The sequence below is a fragment of the Ralstonia nicotianae genome (genome assembly GCF_018243235.1).
GTDB classification, from domain to species: Bacteria; Pseudomonadota; Gammaproteobacteria; order Burkholderiales; family Burkholderiaceae; genus Ralstonia; species Ralstonia nicotianae.
On the sequence record NZ_CP046675.1, the window covers coordinates 787,572 to 805,527 of the forward strand.

General features: G+C 67.2%; 15 protein-coding genes. 4 read left to right on the forward strand and 11 right to left on the reverse strand.

The features are described from left to right. Positions 1-24: 24 nt before the first annotated feature. From GO999_RS19725 to GO999_RS19740, 3 genes are all read right to left on the reverse strand, one after another. Entirely contained in the window at positions 25-690 is a 666-nt protein-coding gene (locus tag GO999_RS19725) for an aquaporin (protein WP_016724502.1), read from the reverse strand. 5 nt (positions 691-695) lie between these two features. Beyond that, entirely contained in the window at positions 696-1,190 is a 495-nt protein-coding gene (locus GO999_RS19730; RefSeq protein ID WP_016724501.1) for an arsenate reductase ArsC, read from the reverse strand. A 97-nt stretch (positions 1,191-1,287) separates the two neighbouring features. After that, a complete protein-coding gene (locus GO999_RS19740) occupies positions 1,288-1,611 on the reverse strand; it encodes an ArsR/SmtB family transcription factor (protein ID WP_011004418.1) in 324 nt (107 codons plus the stop codon). A gap of 322 nt (positions 1,612-1,933) precedes the next feature. Between GO999_RS19740 and GO999_RS19745 the strand changes: the two genes are divergently transcribed. After that, on the forward strand, positions 1,934-3,358 hold the full coding sequence (locus GO999_RS19745; RefSeq protein WP_211907142.1) for an NUDIX domain-containing protein: 1,425 nt from the start codon (positions 1,934-1,936) through the stop codon (positions 3,356-3,358). A gap of 30 nt (positions 3,359-3,388) precedes the next feature. On the opposite strand, the gene GO999_RS19750 is transcribed toward GO999_RS19745, so the two are convergent. The 8 genes from GO999_RS19750 to GO999_RS19785 form a co-directional block, all read right to left on the reverse strand. After that, positions 3,389-3,796, reverse strand: a complete 408-nt coding sequence (locus tag GO999_RS19750) for a hypothetical protein (protein ID WP_211907143.1) — start codon at positions 3,794-3,796, stop codon at positions 3,389-3,391. 64 nt (positions 3,797-3,860) lie between these two features. Then, a complete protein-coding gene (locus tag GO999_RS19755; RefSeq protein ID WP_038937857.1) occupies positions 3,861-4,439 on the reverse strand; it encodes a suppressor of fused domain protein in 579 nt (192 codons plus the stop codon). Between the two features lies 1 nt (position 4,440). After that, a complete protein-coding gene (locus tag GO999_RS19760) occupies positions 4,441-9,006 on the reverse strand; it encodes a GH-E family nuclease (RefSeq protein ID WP_211907144.1) in 4,566 nt (1,521 codons plus the stop codon). Between the two features lie 13 nt (positions 9,007-9,019). Beyond that, a complete protein-coding gene (locus tag GO999_RS19765) occupies positions 9,020-9,442 on the reverse strand; it encodes a DUF1795 domain-containing protein (protein ID WP_020829882.1) in 423 nt (140 codons plus the stop codon). Between the two features lie 51 nt (positions 9,443-9,493). Further along, positions 9,494-11,776 carry a type VI secretion system Vgr family protein gene (gene tssI / locus GO999_RS19770; RefSeq protein WP_011004428.1) on the reverse strand — a complete coding sequence of 761 codons (2,283 nt, stop codon included), beginning with the start codon at positions 11,774-11,776 and terminating at the stop codon, positions 9,494-9,496. A 483-nt stretch (positions 11,777-12,259) separates the two neighbouring features. Continuing rightward, on the reverse strand, positions 12,260-13,156 hold the full coding sequence (locus GO999_RS19775) for an amino acid ABC transporter substrate-binding protein (RefSeq protein ID WP_211907145.1): 897 nt from the start codon (positions 13,154-13,156) through the stop codon (positions 12,260-12,262). A gap of 275 nt (positions 13,157-13,431) precedes the next feature. Continuing rightward, a complete protein-coding gene (locus GO999_RS19780) occupies positions 13,432-13,965 on the reverse strand; it encodes a helix-turn-helix transcriptional regulator (RefSeq protein ID WP_011004430.1) in 534 nt (177 codons plus the stop codon). Positions 13,966-14,092: 127 nt separating this feature from the next. After that, positions 14,093-15,133, reverse strand: a complete 1,041-nt coding sequence (locus tag GO999_RS19785) for a helix-turn-helix transcriptional regulator (protein WP_064478548.1) — start codon at positions 15,131-15,133, stop codon at positions 14,093-14,095. A gap of 210 nt (positions 15,134-15,343) precedes the next feature. Between GO999_RS19785 and GO999_RS19790 the strand changes: the two genes are divergently transcribed. The 3 genes from GO999_RS19790 (at position 15,344) to GO999_RS19800 (ending at position 17,936) form a co-directional block, all read left to right on the forward strand. Continuing rightward, on the forward strand, positions 15,344-16,258 hold the full coding sequence (locus tag GO999_RS19790) for a glutaminase (protein ID WP_028861816.1): 915 nt from the start codon (positions 15,344-15,346) through the stop codon (positions 16,256-16,258). Positions 16,259-16,515: 257 nt separating this feature from the next. Beyond that, positions 16,516-17,202 carry a molybdate ABC transporter permease subunit gene (modB, locus tag GO999_RS19795; RefSeq protein WP_019719674.1) on the forward strand — a complete coding sequence of 229 codons (687 nt, stop codon included), beginning with the start codon at positions 16,516-16,518 and terminating at the stop codon, positions 17,200-17,202. Further along, positions 17,199-17,936, forward strand: coding sequence for a sulfate/molybdate ABC transporter ATP-binding protein (locus GO999_RS19800; RefSeq protein WP_016726158.1), 738 nt, complete (start codon positions 17,199-17,201; stop codon positions 17,934-17,936). The genes modB and GO999_RS19800 overlap by 4 nt, the downstream gene beginning before the upstream one ends. Positions 17,937-17,956: the final 20 nt, after the last annotated feature.

The window sequence follows — 17,956 nt, forward strand, 5'->3', positions numbered from 1 at the left end:
AACGCGAGCGAAGGAGCAAGCTTTTCAGCGATTGCGCCTCGTTGGACGCGGCTCCAGCAGACGATGCAGCATGAGCCCGAGCGCCGCCCCGACACACTGCGAGATGACGAAGGCCGGCACACTGCTCGGCGCGATACCGGCAAAGCTGTTGCTGAGCATGCGCCCAACCGCCGCCGCCGGATTAGCGAACGACGTGGATGCCGTGAACCAGTACGCGGCGCCGATATAGCTCGCCACCATGGGCGCCGCGCGTGCGCTCGGCGCCCGCAAGATCACCAGCAGCAGGCCCGCCGTTGCCACGGCCTCGGCAATCCATTGCCCCGCACCGCCGCGCACCTTGGTGGACCACTGCATGATGGGCAGGTCGAACATGGCATGCGCCAGCCATGCGCCCAGCACCGCTCCCGCCAGCTGGGCACCGATGTACCCGACCAGCACAGCGCCCGGCAACTCGCCCCGCACCGCCATCACCGCGCTCACCACCGGATTGAAATGCCCGCCACTGAGCGGACCAAAAACCTCGATCAGCACATACAGGCCACCGACCGTGGCCGCCGTATTGGCGAGCAGCGCCACCGCGGCATTGCCGCCCGCCAGCCGCTCGGCCATGATGCCGGAGCCGATGACGACGGCCAGCAACAACGCGGTCCCCAAGGCTTCAGCAAGCAGGCGCGGGCGCAGGTCGGTCATCGCGTTCAGTTCTGCGCGATGCGATCGAGGCATGCCTGCAGCTCGGCATTGCCCAGCGTGTCGAGCGGCTGCATCAGCAGTTGCAGCATGCGGTAGCCAATGGCCTGGCGTGTCAGTTCAAAGGCTTGGCGTTTGCCCTCGTCTGCGCCGGACGCATGGGACGGGTCGGCATAACCCCAGTGCACCTTGACCGGGCTGCCCGGCCAGTAAGGACACGGCTCGGCGGCGGCGCTGTCGCAGACGGTGATGACGATGCGCATCTGCGGCGCGCCGTCGGCAACGAACTCGTCCCAGCTCTTGCTGCGATACCCCGTGGTGTCGACGCCGGCGTTGGCAAGCACCTCCAGCGCAAACGGGTTCAGGCGACCGCTGGGTGCGCTGCCGGCGCTGTAGGCACGCACATCCTTGCCGAGTCTGCGCGCCCAGTGGTTCAGCATGCCCTCGCTCAGCACGCTGCGCGCAGAGTTGTGGGTGCAGAGGATCAGGACATTGGTGGTCATGCGGGCTCGGCGGCGAACCGCTGGGAATAGAAGGCAATGCGCTTGCCGAGATCGTCAACGAGGACATGTACAAGGAAGCGCTTCATGGGTATCTCCGTCAGCATTTGCAGCCGGCGGCGCTGAATTCCGGGCAAGCCTCGCCCTGGCAGCAGTTCTCGGTCAGGAAACCCAGCAGGCCGTTCATATGGTCGAACGCGGCGCGGTAGATCAGGTGACGGCCATCTCGCTCCTGCGTCACAAGTGCTGCATTCATCAGTTCCTTGAGGTGGAACGACAGCGTCGCGCCGGGCACGTCGAGCTGCTCGGCGATGGCGCCGGGCGTCAGTCCCGCCGGGCCGGCCACCACCAGCATCCGGAAGACCCTCAGACGCAGGCTGTGAGCAAGGGCGGCGAGGGAACGAATGGCATCAGTTTCTTCCATATTTCCAATATACTCAAATTATCCGGAGCAGACAAGGCATGCGAGAAGCTCGACAGCGGGGCAAGCAACCGCTTCCGGTCATCCCAGGCTGCCCCCCTTTCTTGCGTTCACGCCGCCTCGCAGATCGGCGAGGCATCTTTTCCCACCCGACCCACCCTCACGCCAATCCCCTCGCCCGACCCTTACCACCCGCTTGCCCCGACACCCGCGACGCAACCCCGGCTTCGCCCCCGGCCCCATCCATTCGCAGCCCCCAAGCAGCAAGACCCTCATCCACCGCTGAGAATCCACGCCTTTCTTCGCAACCCGGAACCCTCACGACATGGATGCAGGCCGAATCCCCCCATCGTTTGTACCGCCCGCAACGCTATCCCCCGATGCCACCGCCGGCGACCACACCATCCAGACGCAGAACGAGCCACCACGCTCTCCGAGAAAGCGCGCCTCGGACGTGACCAGCAACCTGCCGCGCCCGGCACGCCAGCCATCCGCTGAGCCGCTCGAACCGGCCTCGCTTGGCCAGGCGCCCTCCGGCTTCCGGACCGTGCCGCTGCCGGCGTCGACATCCTCGACCGTCACTCAAACCGAAGCCCTCCAGCCCGCGTCGGCCCGAATCGACCCGCCCCTCCTGCAGCAGAGCATGGCGGCATGGCTTCCCGCCGATGTCTACGACAACGCGCGCTTCACCGCCCGCTCGATCCGGGAATATGCGCAGGAGCAACTGGGGCTGCCGAACGACGCGGATGTCATCACGCACCTATTCAACGCGCTGCCCGAGGATCAGCGAACCGAGCCGAACCGCGAGCTGCTGGACAAAGCGATGCAGCATTCCGTCAACGCCAGCGGCGCCGCCATGCTGATGGTGAACACGGATGCGGGCCTCCAGTTGGTCGCGGCCAACAGCCAGCGCCACAAAATCGTCATCCAGACCAACGGCGCCTGCGAAAAAGGCGAGTCGATCCGGCAGACTGTCCACCGCGAATTCAAGGAGGAACTGGGCAACCCCGCGCCCAACGGCATCCTGCTCGGCACGCTGAGCGAGGCCAACCTGCGGGCCGTCAACGGCCTGAACTACATCGGCCACACCGCCGCGGAGATCGCCGCTCACATCGTCAAGGTCGAAGCCGATCCGAGCGAGCTGTTCCTCAACGTGACCAGCCTTTTCGTCAATCGCGCCCCCGTCACGATGCAGGCGCTGGAGGCGGAAGTCGCGCACCTGAACGAGCGGCTCGCCCGCGCCAAGCCCTTCTACCAGGAGGCCGTGCATTACATCTACGGCGAGGCCAAGACAACATTCCAGCAGGACGCCCAGGTGCGCGGCGAAGCCGCCAACGTCGTCAAGCGGTTCAGGGAAACCTGCCCGGACAACATCACCGAGCATTTCGCCCAGTGCCTCGACGCCATCAGGGCGGACGGCACGGACGACATGGATGCGCTCAAGCAGGCGCTGGCGGCCATCATCGACCTGGCCGAAAACGATGCGATCAAGCTGATCGATGAACCGACCTTCGCGCAAGCCATGCGGCTGGCAACCCGCATGGATTCGGACGAGGCCGCAAAGACTGCATTGGAGAATGATTACTTCGATATGTCGTTCATTGGCGGCGCGCTGCACCTGGGCGATGCCGAGCCCGAGGCGTTCATGGCACAGTTGAAGGCCGGGGAGACGGCGCCGGCGATTGGGCGGCCGGTGCTCAACAAGGATGATGCCGCCCAGCCCGAGGCGGCGATCCGACAGGCTGCTTAGACGGCGAGCGAGACCTCGGGAAGCACAGGCTCAGGTGAGCAGGTCTCGCTTCCCGGGGTCGACGACGACGCAATCCTCAATCTCGCGCAGGAAGTCCATCAGGTAGATGATCTGGTTCGTGTACACCCGGTCCTCGTCCGCCCCGAATACCACCCGAACCCGTCGATCGATCGTCGAGAGATCCGTGGGTGAGCGCTTCCCGAGCCACGCTTGTATCGTGGCGGAATCCGCCTTCACGTGATCGCCCTCTTCATAGCTCACCCGCACCAGCCAGCCTCCCCAGCGCAGGGCAAGCGTGTCGTGTTTGGCAAAGGGCAGGCGCTCAAACTTCAGGGAGAAATCGGTTTCGTTCCGGAAGTATTGGTTCAGGTCGATGGCCAAAGAGGCATTGGTCATCGGCGGTGAATTTTTGCCGAGCAAGGCGTACAAGGAAAACATGGCTGGCCTTCTGGGTGAATTGCCTGTTCGTACTGCCGCGTATGCATGGACGGGCATCTGTCTCTCAAAACACCGAATCCCGATTGATATCGAAGATATCGATCTGGCGGTCTTCAAAAGCGCGTTCCAGCGCATCAAGACCATGGTCCCGCAAATAGGCATGCTCAGCATCTGAGATCGGCACCGCCAGAAGCCAGTGAACTTTCTTATCACCGAAGTCCACTCCGTTGAATCCCTCCCACAAAAAGGGAGAGGTAAACAGGAAATGCTTCATGGTCACAGACAGCTTGTACATATCCAGAGCGTTCTGCAGAACACCACCATGGACGCAATGCCACTGGTTCCTGATTGTGTAAAAAGCCGCGGTAGTCAATGCATTGGGGAAATTCTTCACAGCATCGGCACATGCACCAAGCAGCTCAACACAAACCTCGTCGCCATCATCATTAATACGCACCGGATGATCCGACAGCCCTATCGTGCCGTAAGACATCACACCACTGCACGGGCTTCCAGCAGCGGCGAGCAAATCGACCGAAATCGCTTGATCATCACTCCAATAGCGAGTGACCTTCGGCGAGCCGCCGAATTTAGATGCGATGTGCCGTGCAATCTTTTTATTCACATCCGAAACACCCGACATCTCAATCTCCAAGATAAGTATCAGTCATGTCCTCTCCCGCATGGCTGCGATTTGACGACGGTAGCTCAGGGCGATAGTGCGAAGGATTATTGTGCTCATCCAGAAATTCCTCTCGCGTCAAATTACGCTCAGCAGCCTTTTCCTTGAATTTCCTGAATTCGTAGCCTGGCTTATGCCCCATATCCCAAGGTTCATCCTTATCCATAACCTTATTTGTTAGGGGGTCATATACGTTGCCGTCCTGTTGTTTTGCATTCTCCCACACCTCGTCTCGAACCCCGCTCCGATATCCCGACGGACGCTCATAGGGGCCTGACACATCAAGTGGGCTGTATAGATAGCCTTCAGGCGTAATGCCAAGCTTGGGTAGCGCGCCCATATCGGAGCGAACAACCTGTACAACGCCATTGGTCGTTCGATAGAAATATCCTTCCGGAAGCTCCGGCAATTTCGACTCTCTCGCCGCCTCTGCGGGAGACAGCCCTTGCTCACGGAGCGCCTTGTAACGTGCATACCTCGCCGGACACACCGCCAACCCCAGCGGATCCACCTCCCACAAAGGATTCTGCACATACCCCTGCGTCCGGTGCCCACCCCGGATCGCAATCGGATCGATGCTGAGGTAACAGCCGCTGTCCGGATCGTAGTAGCGATTCAGGTTGTAGTGCAGGCCGGATTCTTCATCCGCCCATTGGCCAGCAAAGCGCAGGCTGGTATCCAGCGCCTCGTCGTCCGGCAGCGCGTCTTCCGGCAGCGCCTGCCCCCAGAGGTTGTATCGGGATGCCCAGACCTTCTCGCCGGTGGCGCGATAGATTTCCAGCGGCAGGCCGGTGGGGTTGCAGAACACGGCGTAGTGCTGCGCGTCGGTCTCCTGCGCGAGCGGCGTGTGGCTGTCCGGCTCGAAGTGCCATGTCGTGGCGGTGCCCGTTGAACCGTCCCGCTTCTGCCCCCACCGCTCCGCCACCGTATAGCCATCCCACACGAACCGCACCGACGCCCCGGTGCCCGTGCTGACCTTCTCCACCCGCCGGTTGAACGCGTCGTAGCGGTACGCCCAGGTGCCCTTGTCCGGCGTGTGCACCTTCACCAGCCGGTTCAGGCCATCCCATTCGTAGCCCCACGTCTTCGGGCGGAAACCGGGCTGTTCGATGGTCTTTTCGATGGTGCGGCCGCGGGCGTCGTAGCGGTAGCGCGTGTGGCCGACGCGCTCGGGCAGGCCGCCGGGCAGGTAGTGGCGGCCGTCGATCGGGCCCTGCCGGCCGTGGGCGGCGATGTTCTGCGCCGCGTTGTAGGTGTAGTGCTCGGCCGGCTGGCGGATGCTGCTGACCGAGGTCACCTGCCCGCGCGGGTCGTGCTGGTAGGTGAAGCGGTCGGTGTCCGTCTCGACCTGGGCGAGCTGGCCGGCGGCGTCGTAGCGGTAGCTCTGGCGGGTCAGCCGCTGGAGCGCCTGCACCGGGTCCGTCTGCATGGCCTCGAACGCGGCGCGCGGGCCGGCGGCCTGGCGCAGCAGGCGGCCGAGGGCGTCGTACTGGCGCTGTGCGATGAAGTCGCCGGCCTGGCGTCCGGTTTCGCGGCCCAGCCCGTCGCGCGTGATGCTCAGTCCGCCGACCTGCGTCAGGGCGCCCAGCGCGTCGTACCCGTAGCGGGTTTCGCGGTGCGGCGTCTTGCGCAGGGTGCGCTGGCCCTGGGCGTCGTAGATGTGCTTGAGCAGTTGGCCGTGCTGGTCTTCTTCGATCACGCGGCCGTTGCCGTCGTAGCGGAAGCGCGTGACGTGGGTGGCCGCATCGTGGTGCACCGCCGCGGCGGTCAGGCGGCCGGCGGCGTCGTAGCGATAGGTCAGCGTGACGTCGCCGGCGTCCACCGCGACGAGGCGGTCGGCGAGGTCGTAGCGGTAGTGCCAGGCGCCGCCATCGGGCAACGTTTTGGTCAGCAGGCGGCCAGCGGCATCGCGCGTGTAGCCGGTGGTGCGTCCGCCCCAGTCGGTCTCGGCGGCGAGGCGGCCGGCGGCGTCGTAGCGGTAGGTCCAGGCCTCGCCCAGGGCATTGACGATGCGGGTCAGCCGCGTGGCGTGGTCGTACTCGAAGCGCGTCGCGTGGCCGGCAGCGTCGATGGTGCCGGTGACGAGGTCGAACGAGCCGTAGGTGGTGCGCGTGGTGCGGCCGAGCGGGTCGGTCTGCTCGATGGGCAGTCCTTCGCTGTTGTAGACCGTGCGATGCGCCGTGCCATCGGCGAGCGTTTTCTGGGCGACGTTGCCGCGCGGGTTGTGCGGGCCGCTGGCGTGGTCGTAGCGGGTGGCGTTGCCGTCCGGGTCGGTGTCTTCCAGCAGGCGCCCGAGCACGTCGAAGCGCGTGCCGAGCCTTGCGCCGGACGGCAAGCGCGTGGTCACGAGGCGAAGCTGATCGTCGTAGTCGAGGCGGGTTTCGCGCTCGCCGTCCACCATGCGCAGGAGCTCGCCGCGCTCACCGTAGCGGTAGCGCTTGACGGTGCCATCCGGTTCGGTACGGGCGATCAGGCGGTGCTGCTTGTCGTACTCCAGCGCCACGCGGTCGCCGGTCGGCAGCGCCATCGCGGCCAGCCGGCGCTGCGAGTCGTACTGGAATTGCGTGACCGCGCCGGAGGGCTCGCGCACGCCGGTCAGCTTGCCCTGCGCGTCGTGGCTGAAGTCGGTGCGCCGGCCCAGCGGATCGGTCTCCGAAGTCAAGCGACCGAGCTGCCATTCGCGCTGCGTGCTGTTGCCCAGCGGATCGGTCTCGCGCGTGACGAGGCCTTCGGCGTTGTGTTCGTAGAGCCATTCACCGTCGGCGTCGAGCACCCGGGTGCGGCCGTCTTCGTAGACGAGGTGACCGGTGTGATAGCCCTCGCGGGTGCCGGTCTCGACCACGCGGCCCGCTTCGTCGTAGCGGTAGCGCACGTCGGTCTGGTCGGTGTCGCGCCAGCCGGTGATCCAGCCTCGATGGTCGTAGGTGTAATGGAACGTGCCGTGCTGGAAGCTCGACACCCGCGCCAGCATCGGGCCGTCATAGGCGTAGTCGACCAGGCGATGCGTTGCGCCGGACGCTTCGTGCAGCGTGATGCTTGCGACGGTGTGCGCGCCGCCCGGGTAGGCCAGCGCGAGCCGGTAACCCGAGGTATGCCGCAGCGCGATCAGGCGGCCGTGCTCGTCGTAATCGAAGGCGATGGCGTTGCCGCTGTGGTCTTCGATGCGCTCCAGCCGCGCGACGGCGCCGTCGGCCAGCGGCGAGAAGACCAGCACCCGGCGCGTGTCGTCGTCGAGGATGCGCGGTGCGGCTCGGGTGCCTTCCAGGCGGTAGCGCGGCTCGCGCAGGTTGATGCCGTTGAGCTCCGCGTCCGGAGCCTCGAAGGTGATGACCAGGCCGCCGCCATCGTTGAAGCGCACGAGGTGGCCATCGTCCAGGCGCAGATGCTGCGACCAGTTGACCGACCACTTCGGCCCGAGCAGACCCGCGTCGTCGGAGCGCGTCCGGTAGCGGCGCGTCAGCGTCAGCGGCAGGACGCCGGGGATGGCGAGATCATCGCGGAAATCGACCATCTCGCCGGTGGCGACGTCGATCGGGTCCTTGCAGGGCGTGGTGGTCTCGTCCTTGACGCCCTGCCGCTCGGCGGACTCGGTCGGCTCGCGCCGGCCCCTGCCGACCGCGCCGCCGATCTTGGCGCCGACCAGCCCGCCCAGCAGCCCGGCGAGGAATTCCTCGCCGGCGGTCAGCTCGGGGTTCTTGGGCCCGAACTGGCCGGTGGTCTTGTCGATCCAGATGCTCTTGCGGCCCGAGTTGACCTTGCCGCTGCAATGCGACGCATGGCCGATGCGCACGCTCGGCAATCCGTTGATCGTGATGGTCAGGCTGCCTTCGACCAGCGGCTCCGGCCCGGGGTGCTTGGTGCAGGCGATCAGGTCCGTCACGCGCGCGGCGGCCTTGCCTTCAAAGGTGACGTTGCCCGAGCCCGTGGCGATCTTGCCGCAGTTGCTGCCCATGTTCTGGCTGGCCCCCGCCAGCGCGCCGCCGATGCTCAGGCCGCCCGCCATGCAGGCCCCGACCAGCAGGGCGCCGGCCAGCCCGCCGGTCGCCACGGTCGCCGCCACCATCGCACCGATCGCGACGCCCACCGCCAGCCCCGCGACCATGCCCCAGAAGCCCGAGGAGTGCGCAATGTCGTCGCCGACGCAGGCCGGATGCGGATCGCCCCGCCCGATGGTCAGGCCCAGCTTGTCGCCGACCCACTCGAAGCCCTCCTCGAGCTTGCCCGTGACGCCCATCTTGCCGAGCAGCCACGACCCGCCCAGCGCCACGACGGCCGGCACCGCGGCCACCGCGGCGGCGCCGGCGGCCGCGGCACCGGTTGCGCCCGCGCCCATCGCGGCGGAGCCCGCCGCATAGACGCCATACCCCACATCGGCGCCGAGCATGCCGTAGTTGGCGCCGTCCACCCATTTCATCTGGGACTGCTTGGTCGCCTCGCCGTTTTCCAGTGTCTGCAGCGCGGCCAGGCGCGCTTCGGCGCTGCCGCTCGGCTCGGCTGGCGGTTGCGTACTCGGATCGTGATCGGCCATGGGCGTGCGCGGCTCAGGCGGGGTCGTTCAATCGCAGGCTCTGGATCACACCTTCGACCAGCGCCTTCTGGCTCGGGCTGAGCACGCCGGGCGCGGTGAAGGTCAGCATCAGCACCTGCTTGCCATGCTCGACCATCGTCAGCAGCTGCTGCAGCGGGCTGCCGTTGTTCGTCCACTTGTACTCGTGGACATGCGCTGCGCGGCCGGACACCTGCGTTTCGCTGCCGCCGACGGCCTCGTAGCCGGGCACCTGCCTGGCCAGCTTGTGCAGCTCGCTGGCGACGTATTCGCCGAACTGCATGCCCCACGGCAAGCGCTCCCGCGTGACGACAAAGCTCACGCCCTCGGTGCCCGTCGCGGCGGAGACGAAGACGTTCATCGTCTTGTCGATCCAGTCGGCCGGCAGCGTCATGGAGCCTTCCTGCATCTGATACATGGTGTTCATCCGGTGGTCTTGTCGGGTGGGGAAACGGCTGTGGACCGTGGGTCAGCCGTTGTCGGGGTTGATGTGCGTGTTGGGCGCCTGGATCTTGATCTCGCCGCCGTCCAGCCGGATCGTGGAAGACCCCTTGTGCAGCTCGATCGCATCGGCCGTCATGTGGATGGACGTGCCGCCGCTGCCACCCACCCGGATCCAGAGCTCCTTGGCCTCGATGGTGTGGACGCCCGCCGGCGTCTTCTGCGTCGTATCGCCCTGCGTGACGGTGGTGGTCAGGTTGCCGACGGAGACGGTGGTCGCCTGGTTGCCCTTGGCCACGGTGATGGTGCGATCGCCCAGGCTGACCGTCTCGCTCATGTCGCCGGTCGAGACGGTCGTCTCGTGATTGCCCTTGGCGACGAGCGTGGTGCGGTCGCCCTGGATCGCCTCGCTCATGTTGCCGGTGGAGACCTCCGTCGCATGGTTGCCCGTGGACACGAGGATGGTCCGGTCGCCCTTGAGCACCTGCGTGCTCTGGGCATCCTGCACGACGGTGTTCATGTCCTTCTGCGCGTGCAGGTAGACCTCCTGCGCGCCGTTGACGTCGGAGAAGCGCAGCTCGTTGGAGCCGCCGCCCTTGTGCGTCTGGCTGCGGATGCCCATGGTCTGGCCGTTGTCGCCGTGGTACGGGTTGGCGGCCTCGCCGTTGAAGACGCGCCCGACGATCACCGGGTTGTCGGGGTCGCCCTCGTTGAAGGCGACGATGACCTCCTGCCCGATGCGGGGAATCGCCGCCCCGCCCCAGCCCGCGCCGGCCCAGGGCTGCGAGACGCGCACCCAGATCGAGTCCGAGCCGTCGAGCTTGCCGCGCCGGTCCCAGAAGAAGTGGACCTTGACGCGGCTGCCGTCGGTGTAAATCTCCTCGCCCTTGGGCCCGACCACCAGCGCCGCCTGGGTGCCGTACATGAACGGCTTGGGCGTGCGACGCTCCGGCCGGAACGGCACGTCGAGCGGCAGGCAGGTGAAGGCGTTGCGGTATGGCAGCTCGGCGGCCTGGCCCGTGTAGTCGTTCACGGCGTGGTGGCGGACATGCAGGATCACGAACTGCTTGTCGTCGTAGGCGGCCATCGGATGGTGCGTCAGCCGGAAGCGGCCGGCGGTGGTCATGGCCTGCACGAAGCCCGCGCCCTCGAAGCGGTGCGCCTGCGCTTCCTCGGCCTCCATGGCGTAGCGCGCATAGCGCCGGCCGTCGTCGGCCAGGTCGTACATCGAGTGGTACTCGTAGCGCTCGGTGCTGCCGATGTTCGGGTTCTTCAGCGTGGTCGGCACTTCGACGTGCATCAGCGGCGACGACGGCGTGCTGTAGTTGAAGTCCCGATAGGTGATCTTGCCCACGCGGAAGCTGAAGGCCTCGTCCCAGCGGTCGATGCCGTTGCGCTCGCTGGCCGCGCTGCTGCCGTAGTACGGAATCGAATCCACCGGCGCCAGCGGCCGGAAGGTATCGTTGGTGTCGCCGATGACGAGCACATGCTTGTCCGCTTCATAGCGGAACGTCCACAGCATGCCCTCCTGCTCCATCAGGCGCGCGCAGAAGTTGTAGTAGGACTCGCGGTACATCACGACGTATTCGAGCGTCGCCGGCGGCGTCTTGAGATGGAACTCGAAGTCGTGAAAGCCCAGCTCGACGAAGATCTCCGAGAGGATCTGCTCGGCGGTCCGGTTCTGGAAGATGCGGCAGTCGGTCGAGCGGGTCAGGAACCAGAACCACGGCACCACCGTCATCTCGTAGCGCGTGACGGCGCCGGGATGGCCCACCCGCCCGAACGACGCCGCGTAGCCGTGGAAGGTCCGCTTGCCGATGTCCGGACCGGCCATCAGCTGGCTCAGGGCACTCCCGCTGGCCTTCGGCTCGAGCCGGATCGAGACCGGCTGGCCGACGATCTGGTCGATCTGGATATCACCCTGGTGCGACAGCAGGTCGAGATGGATTTCCGGCAGCCGGTTGACGTACTCGTCGACCACCATCGCGTTGACGAGCAGCACGTCCCGCCCGAGCGGCGACTCCATCCGGATGAAGCGGCTGTCCTGGGTCAGCCGCGAGCGCGCGCCGGCCGCACTATTGAGAGCATCCGCGATGGACGCCGGTGTGCGGCCCAGCAGCGACATGCCGGTCTGGGCCAGCTCAGCCGCGCGCGCGGCCCCGCCGATCAGGCCCGCGCCGGGCACGTTGCCGAGCATCGCCGCGGCGCTGGCGAGCGTGCCCATGTCCAGCGCGTTCCCGCCGGCCGGAAGAGAGGAAAAGAATCGATTGCCGGACGGCGTGGCGCCGTTCCCGGTGGAGGTGAAGCTCATGGGCCCGCTCCCGTTGTCGTAGTGCAATCCACCCCGGCCGGGACATTCCAATTCGGCAGATGCGCCGCGCCCCCGGCCGGATCCCCGGTGCCGACCCATGCGTGTCCGGGGCGGCGACGGATCGCAATGCTAGTGGAAGCGCGAGCGTCGCACATCAGTGCTAAGCCGTCTTAAGACTGAAACTTATTGAAATCAGGTGTAAGCCGCTCTAATCGCGACACGTCCACGTGCGGGCGCGAAGCTGCATTCCCGAGGCGGCCGTTGCAGAGAGAGGGCGATGCCGTACCGGTGCGCACGGCGCCGGCTGGGCGATTGGCGAGCAGTCCGCGTTGCGGCGATCGCGCGATGCGTCGCACGTCGGCCGCCCGGACGAGGGCGACATGTTAAGACTTCTTAATCAAGCGCGCCCCCTGCCCTGCCCGCTGGGTGAGGTCGCAACGCAGCCGGCGCCGATGGCCGGCCGCAAGGTGGGCGCGCCTGTCTTCAGTTACCGGCGTTGTCCGTCGGGTAGCGGAAGGAATCGCGCAGCAGCAGGCTCATCGGGATGCCGAGATTGACGTTGTTCGGCGGGATCGGCTGCTGGAACCATTTCTTGTAGAGGCGCTCGGCCTCGCCGTCCTCCATGAGCCGCGACATGGCCGCATCGATCAGCTTCTTGAACTCGGGATCGTTCTTGCTGAGCATGATGGCGTACGGCACCACCTGCTGCGTCTTGCCGACGATCGCGTAGTCGGCGGGGTTCTTGGCACTGGCCTTCATGCCGGCGAGCAGCACGTCGTCCATGGCGAAGGCCTGCGCCTTGCCCTCGGCCAGCATTGCAAACGATTCACCGTGATCGCCGGCTTCGACGACGGTGATGCCCAGCCCGCCCGCCTCGCTGAGCTGGCGCACCAGGTTGCCGTTCGCGCTGCCGCGCGTCGACACCACGGTCTTGCCCCGCAGGTCTTCCAGCTGATGGATGCCGGATGCGGTCTTGACCAGCATGCGGCCGTTGGCGATGTAATGCGGGATGGTGAAGGCGACCTTCTCGCGGCGCTCGCGCGCGTTGTTGGTCGAGGCGCATTCCAGGTCGGCCTTGCCGCTCATGATGGCGTCCATCCGCGTGGCGGGCGTCACCTGCAGATACTGCACCTTCAGGTCGGGCCGCTTGAGGTTGTCGCGGATGGCATCGACCAGCCGCATGCACAGATCCATCGAATAGCCGATCGGCTTGCCGTTGGCGTCCAGGTACGAGAACGGCACCGAGCTTTCGCGATGGGCCAGCCGGATGGCGCCCGTTGCCTTGATGTGGTCGAGCGTGGGGCTGGAGGCCACCGCATTCACATTCAGCAATGGGAACGCAAGCAGCGCGGGCAGCAGTTTTCGGACACGGGGCAGCATGGTGGAGTTTTGCGGAAAGCTTCCGGATAAGGATCAATGGATAGGGCCCGACGGCGCCGGGTCCGCCATTTTAATCACGCGGGACGCGAACGCGGACAATGCAATGCGATTGGGCGGATGAACGCGTGTGGGCCGGCTGCGCGTCTGGATGCCGCCCGGCCCCGGCCCGGCATGCGAGACCGGTGCCCCCTGCTTGAAAACCTCGCACGATCCGTCGAAGGCAGGCCGGCCACGCAGGCCCGTCACGCAGCCATCGGGGCGGCGGCCCCCCGGTCTTACTGTCCCCGCCCGCGGACGTGGACGGCCTGCTGGTACATGGCAGCCAGCTCGGTCCGGTTGCGGGCCTCCAGCCGCATCAGGATCTGCTGCATATGGCTCTTCACCGTTTCCACGCTGATATGCAGGGTCTGTGCGATTTCCACGTTGGACTTGCCGCTCGCGACCTCCCGGAGAATGTCCTGCTGGCGCGGCGTGAGCGCCTGCCATGACTTCGGGGCGGCGGCCGGTTGCGGACCGGGCATCGCGCCGGTCCTGGGTGCGCCGTTCTTCAGTGCGCGGTCGAGCATGGCGTACACCTGTTCCAGGCACAGCGACTGCAATGCAGCGGGAGACGTATCGCCGGCAACGTCCTTCAGCGCGGCAAAGTCCAGCAGGATGACGCCGAGGGACGCCGTGAGCGCCCCCCATCGCGCCGTGGCCGGTGGCGCGGACGTGCCGTCCGTCCCGCCTGCGGCGAAGCGTCTGGCCAACGCGTTCGCGTCCTCGCCTGGCATGCGCTGCAAGGCTTCGTTCCGGGCTGGGCCACTCATGTGCTTGGTACGTCTGGTTTGCTCCTCGCTAGGTTATGGCGTGCCGCTGCCGGGCGCCTATCGCTAACCTTAGCGATGGACAACCGGGCCGGCATGCCGCCCGCGCTCGCGCCATCGGCGTGGGGCCTTACCCGTCCCCGCCCGGCCCGCACCGGCTGGCGCTGAGCACCGCCCGGCCGATCGCCGAGCGGGACTCGACCCCAAGCTTGTCCAGCACGCGCCCGACGTGGGCGCGCACGGTCCAGTAGCTGATGCGCAGCGCGAGGGCGATCTGCTTGTCCGACTGTCCTTGCAGCATGAGGTGGCAAACCTCGCCTTCGCGCAGCGTCATGCCGAACCGCTGCTGCAGCCACGCCGCCGACCCGACGGTATGGGCCAGCAGATGCACCTGGCACCACGGCTGTCCGTCGGCGCCACGGGGGGCGCGCTCCACGCACAGGTTGAAGCCGTTCCACCGCAGCTGGGCCGGCGCGCCCGCGCCGATCCGCGCCAGGCGGTCGAGCAGCGCCTCCCGCTCGTGCGCGTCCAGCCCCGCCATCAGCGCAAGCGCCCTGCGGTCGGGCTGCGGAGGCCTGCCGCCGACCAGCAGGAAGCACGGAAAGCACGCACCGTCCGCCCCGGCGCAGGCCGCCTCGCGCTCGGCACGGGCGGTCTGCCGCAGGCGCTGCGCGTTGAGCAAGTGCGGCTGGAGCAGGGTCAGCAGGGTGACCTCGCGCTCGCCGAAGCGCTTGCCCGGATCGCTCGTGCCAAAACGATAGTCGAGCAGCGTGCCATCCGCATCTTCCAGATACATGCTGACGCCGGGGTAGACCTTGTAGCGGGCCAGGAAATCGGCGAAGTACTCCGTGCACTGCAATGCGTTGCGGCCAATCAGCCGCTCGATCACCAGCGGCCCCGGACAGCTGCGCAGCAAGGGCGCGATCGGATCGACTGCCTGGAAATGCGCCCGGTACTCCAGGTTCATGCCCCCGTCGCGGCCCCATGCGCCGGGCTCCAGCAGACGGCGCCCGCGATCGGCCCAGACGAGGTGGCCGACGATGTCGGCATGCAGCAAGGCGCTCAGCTTGCCCACCACGTCGGGGCGATCCACGAAGCTGTCGGCGGACGGCTCGTGGAGGGCGCCGGTGATGTCCAGCAGGGTGCGCAAGTCGGTCGTCGTCAGGTCCATGGGGCGGCATTGTCCGGCAACCGTGGGCATGGCGGGCAACCGAGGCGGCACCGGCTTCGTTTTCGTCAAGAAAGAAACGCGTGGCGGTGCGCGCGCGCCGGCCTGCGCCCCGTTCCGGCCGCCCGCGCACGCCGGGGCCGGATTCGCCCGCTGTAGAATCGCTGCCCGCGTTCCGTCCGCAACCTCCAGCTCTACTAGCACGCCCTCCCGATGGACTACCAAGCGATCCTGGAAACCATCCACCGCGACATCCAGCCCTGGCTCGGCAAGGGCCGCGTGGCCGACTACATTCCCGAGCTGGCCAAGGCCAGCGCCACCGATTTCGGCATGGCGATCGTCACGCCGCGCGGCGAGGTGTTCCGCGTCGGGCAGGCCGAGACGCTGTTCTCCATCCAGAGCATTTCCAAGCTGTTCGCGTGCACCCTCGCCTTCCAGCTCGAGGGCGAATCGCTGTGGCAGCGGGTCGGCCGCGAGCCGTCCGGCAACGCCTTCAACTCGCTGGTGCAGCTGGAGCACGAAAACGGCATCCCGCGCAATCCGTTCATCAATGCCGGCGCGCTGGTGGTGACGGACGTGCTGTGCCGGCGCTTCGTGCAGGCCGAGACGGCCATGGTGCAGTTCATGCGGCGGCTGGTCGACAACCCGCGCGTCGACTACAACCCGCGCGTGGCGTTGTCCGAGCTCGAGCACGCGGACCGCAACCGCGCCATGGCGCACTTCATGCGCAGCTTCGGCAACCTGCACATGCCGGTCGAAACGGTGATCGACGCCTACTGCCGGCAGTGCGCCATCGAGATGCACTGCGTGGACCTCGCGCGCGCCGTGCTGTTCCTGGCCAACGGCGGCGTGGTGCCGTGGAGCGGCGAGCGCGTGATCGAGGCCAGTCCGGCCAAGCGCCTGTCCGCGCTGATGCTGACCTGCGGCACCTACGACGCGGCCGGCGATTTCGTCTACCGGGTCGGCCTGCCGGCCAAGAGCGGCGTGGGCGGCGGGATCGTCGCGGTGCTGCCGGGCGAGTTCGGCGTGTGCGTGTGGTCGCCAGGGCTGGACGTGAGCGGCAACTCGCTGGCCGGCCTGCAGGCGCTGGAGTGGCTGACGACGCTCAGCGGCCGGTCGATCTTCTGACGGGGCGGCCGCGCCCCGGGGCCGGGACATGGCGCGGGCCGACCGGCCTCGGCAGCATTGACGCAACGGATGCGCAGCGACACTGCACCGCTGCGGGCGCCCCGGGCAAGCCGGCGCGTCACACCATTCCCCATCGGGCATAGACGGCATTGCCATCCGGCGGATTGACCATCCGTTATAGCCAGCCCTATATTGCGCATGTCACACTTGACCTGCCGCCGGGCGTCCGCATGCCTGGGCGGCTGCATCCGCCTCTCATGACTGCTTCGATCTGGACGCCCCTGCTGCTGTCGCTCAAGGTGGCCGGCTGGGCAACCGCCCTCAACCTCATCCTCGGCGTGGCCGCCGCCTATGTGCTCGCCCGCACGCGCAGCCGCCTGCGCGATCTGCTGGATTCGCTGCTGACGCTGCCGCTGGTCTTGCCGCCCACGGTGCTCGGCTATTACCTGCTGGTGCTGCTGGGGCGGCGCGGCGTCATCGGGGGGTGGCTCGACAGCCTCGGCATCCAGCTCGTCTTTACGTGGCAGGGGGCCGTGATCGCCTCCACCGTGGTGGCGTTTCCGCTGGTGATGAAATCGGCCCGCGCCGCCTTCGAAAGCGTGGACCACCAGTTGGAAGCCGCGGCGCGGGTGCTCGGCATATCCGAGGCCGCGGTGTTCTTCCGCGTGACGCTGCCGCTGGCCGCGCACGGCATCGCCGCCGGGGTGCTGCTCGCCTTTGCGCGGGCACTGGGCGAGTTCGGCGCCACGCTGATGATCGCCGGCAACCTGCCCGGCCGCACGCAGACGCTGTCGGTCGCCATCTACGAGGCGGTGCAGGCCGGCGACGATGCCACCGCCAACACCCTGGTGCTGATCACGTCGATCACCTGCGTGATCGTGCTGGTCATCGCCAGCCGGCTGGTGCGGGGCCGCGCGCCGAACATGCTGGAGCAGCCGGCATGAGCCTCGACGTCACCCTCCAGAAAACCCTCGCCAGCGCGGCGCGCGTGTTCTCGCTGGACATCGTCCTGCGCTCGGATAGCCGCCGCGTGGTGCTCTACGGCCCGTCCGGCGCCGGCAAGAGCCTGACGCTGCGCGCCATCGCCGGGCTGCTGACGCCCGAGCGCGGCCGCATCGTGCTCAACGGCCGCACCCTGTTCGACCACGCCGAGCGCATCGACCTGGCCACCCAGGCGCGCCGCGTCGGCTATCTGTTCCAGGACTACGCGCTATTCGACCACCTCACGGTAGCGCAGAACATTGCGTTCGGACTCCGGCGCGGCTGGCTCAATCCGCCGCGCAGGCCGCGCGACCCGCGCGTGCAGCACTGGATCGACACCTTCGAGCTGGGGCCGGTGGCCGCCAACTACCCGGCGCAGATTTCCGGTGGCCAGCGCCAGCGCACGGCACTGGCCCGCGCGCTGATCGCCGAGCCCGCCATGCTGCTGCTCGACGAGCCCTTCGCCGCGCTGGACCCGGCCCTGCGCACGCGCATGCGCGCCGAACTGCTGGCTCTGCAGCAGCGGCTCGACGTGCCCACGCTGATGATCACGCACGACCCGGCGGACGTGGAGATCTTCGGCGACCACGTCTTCGAGCTGCGCGACGGCCGCGTGGTGGCCGACGCGGTGCGCGCACCGGGCGCCGCCACGGTGGTGCCGTATCCGCATCTCACCGTGGTGGCAAACCAGGGCTGACGCGCGAGCGACCGTTGCCA

Bases quoted from the DNA above. Each gene is read 5' to 3' on its own strand.
- GO999_RS19790 (WP_028861816.1), top strand. From the start codon at position 15,344: ATGGACTACCAAGCGATCCTGGAAACCATCCACCGCGACATCCAGCCC.
- GO999_RS19740 (WP_011004418.1), bottom strand. From the start codon at position 1,611: ATGGAAGAAACTGATGCCATTCGTTCCCTCGCCGCCCTTGCTCACAGC.
- GO999_RS19730 (WP_016724501.1), bottom strand. From the start codon at position 1,190: ATGACCACCAATGTCCTGATCCTCTGCACCCACAACTCTGCGCGCAGC.
- GO999_RS19745 (WP_211907142.1), top strand. From the start codon at position 1,934: ATGGATGCAGGCCGAATCCCCCCATCGTTTGTACCGCCCGCAACGCTA.
- GO999_RS19765 (WP_020829882.1), bottom strand. From the start codon at position 9,442: ATGTATCAGATGCAGGAAGGCTCCATGACGCTGCCGGCCGACTGGATC.
- GO999_RS19755 (WP_038937857.1), bottom strand. From the start codon at position 4,439: ATGTCGGGTGTTTCGGATGTGAATAAAAAGATTGCACGGCACATCGCA.
- modB (WP_019719674.1), top strand. From the start codon at position 16,516: ATGACTGCTTCGATCTGGACGCCCCTGCTGCTGTCGCTCAAGGTGGCC.
- tssI (WP_011004428.1), bottom strand. From the start codon at position 11,776: ATGAGCTTCACCTCCACCGGGAACGGCGCCACGCCGTCCGGCAATCGA.
- GO999_RS19725 (WP_016724502.1), bottom strand. From the start codon at position 690: ATGACCGACCTGCGCCCGCGCCTGCTTGCTGAAGCCTTGGGGACCGCG.
- GO999_RS19775 (WP_211907145.1), bottom strand. From the start codon at position 13,156: ATGCTGCCCCGTGTCCGAAAACTGCTGCCCGCGCTGCTTGCGTTCCCA.
- GO999_RS19785 (WP_064478548.1), bottom strand. From the start codon at position 15,133: ATGGACCTGACGACGACCGACTTGCGCACCCTGCTGGACATCACCGGC.
- GO999_RS19800 (WP_016726158.1), top strand. From the start codon at position 17,199: ATGAGCCTCGACGTCACCCTCCAGAAAACCCTCGCCAGCGCGGCGCGC.
- GO999_RS19750 (WP_211907143.1), bottom strand. From the start codon at position 3,796: ATGTTTTCCTTGTACGCCTTGCTCGGCAAAAATTCACCGCCGATGACC.
- GO999_RS19780 (WP_011004430.1), bottom strand. From the start codon at position 13,965: ATGAGTGGCCCAGCCCGGAACGAAGCCTTGCAGCGCATGCCAGGCGAG.
- GO999_RS19760 (WP_211907144.1), bottom strand. From the start codon at position 9,006: ATGGCCGATCACGATCCGAGTACGCAACCGCCAGCCGAGCCGAGCGGC.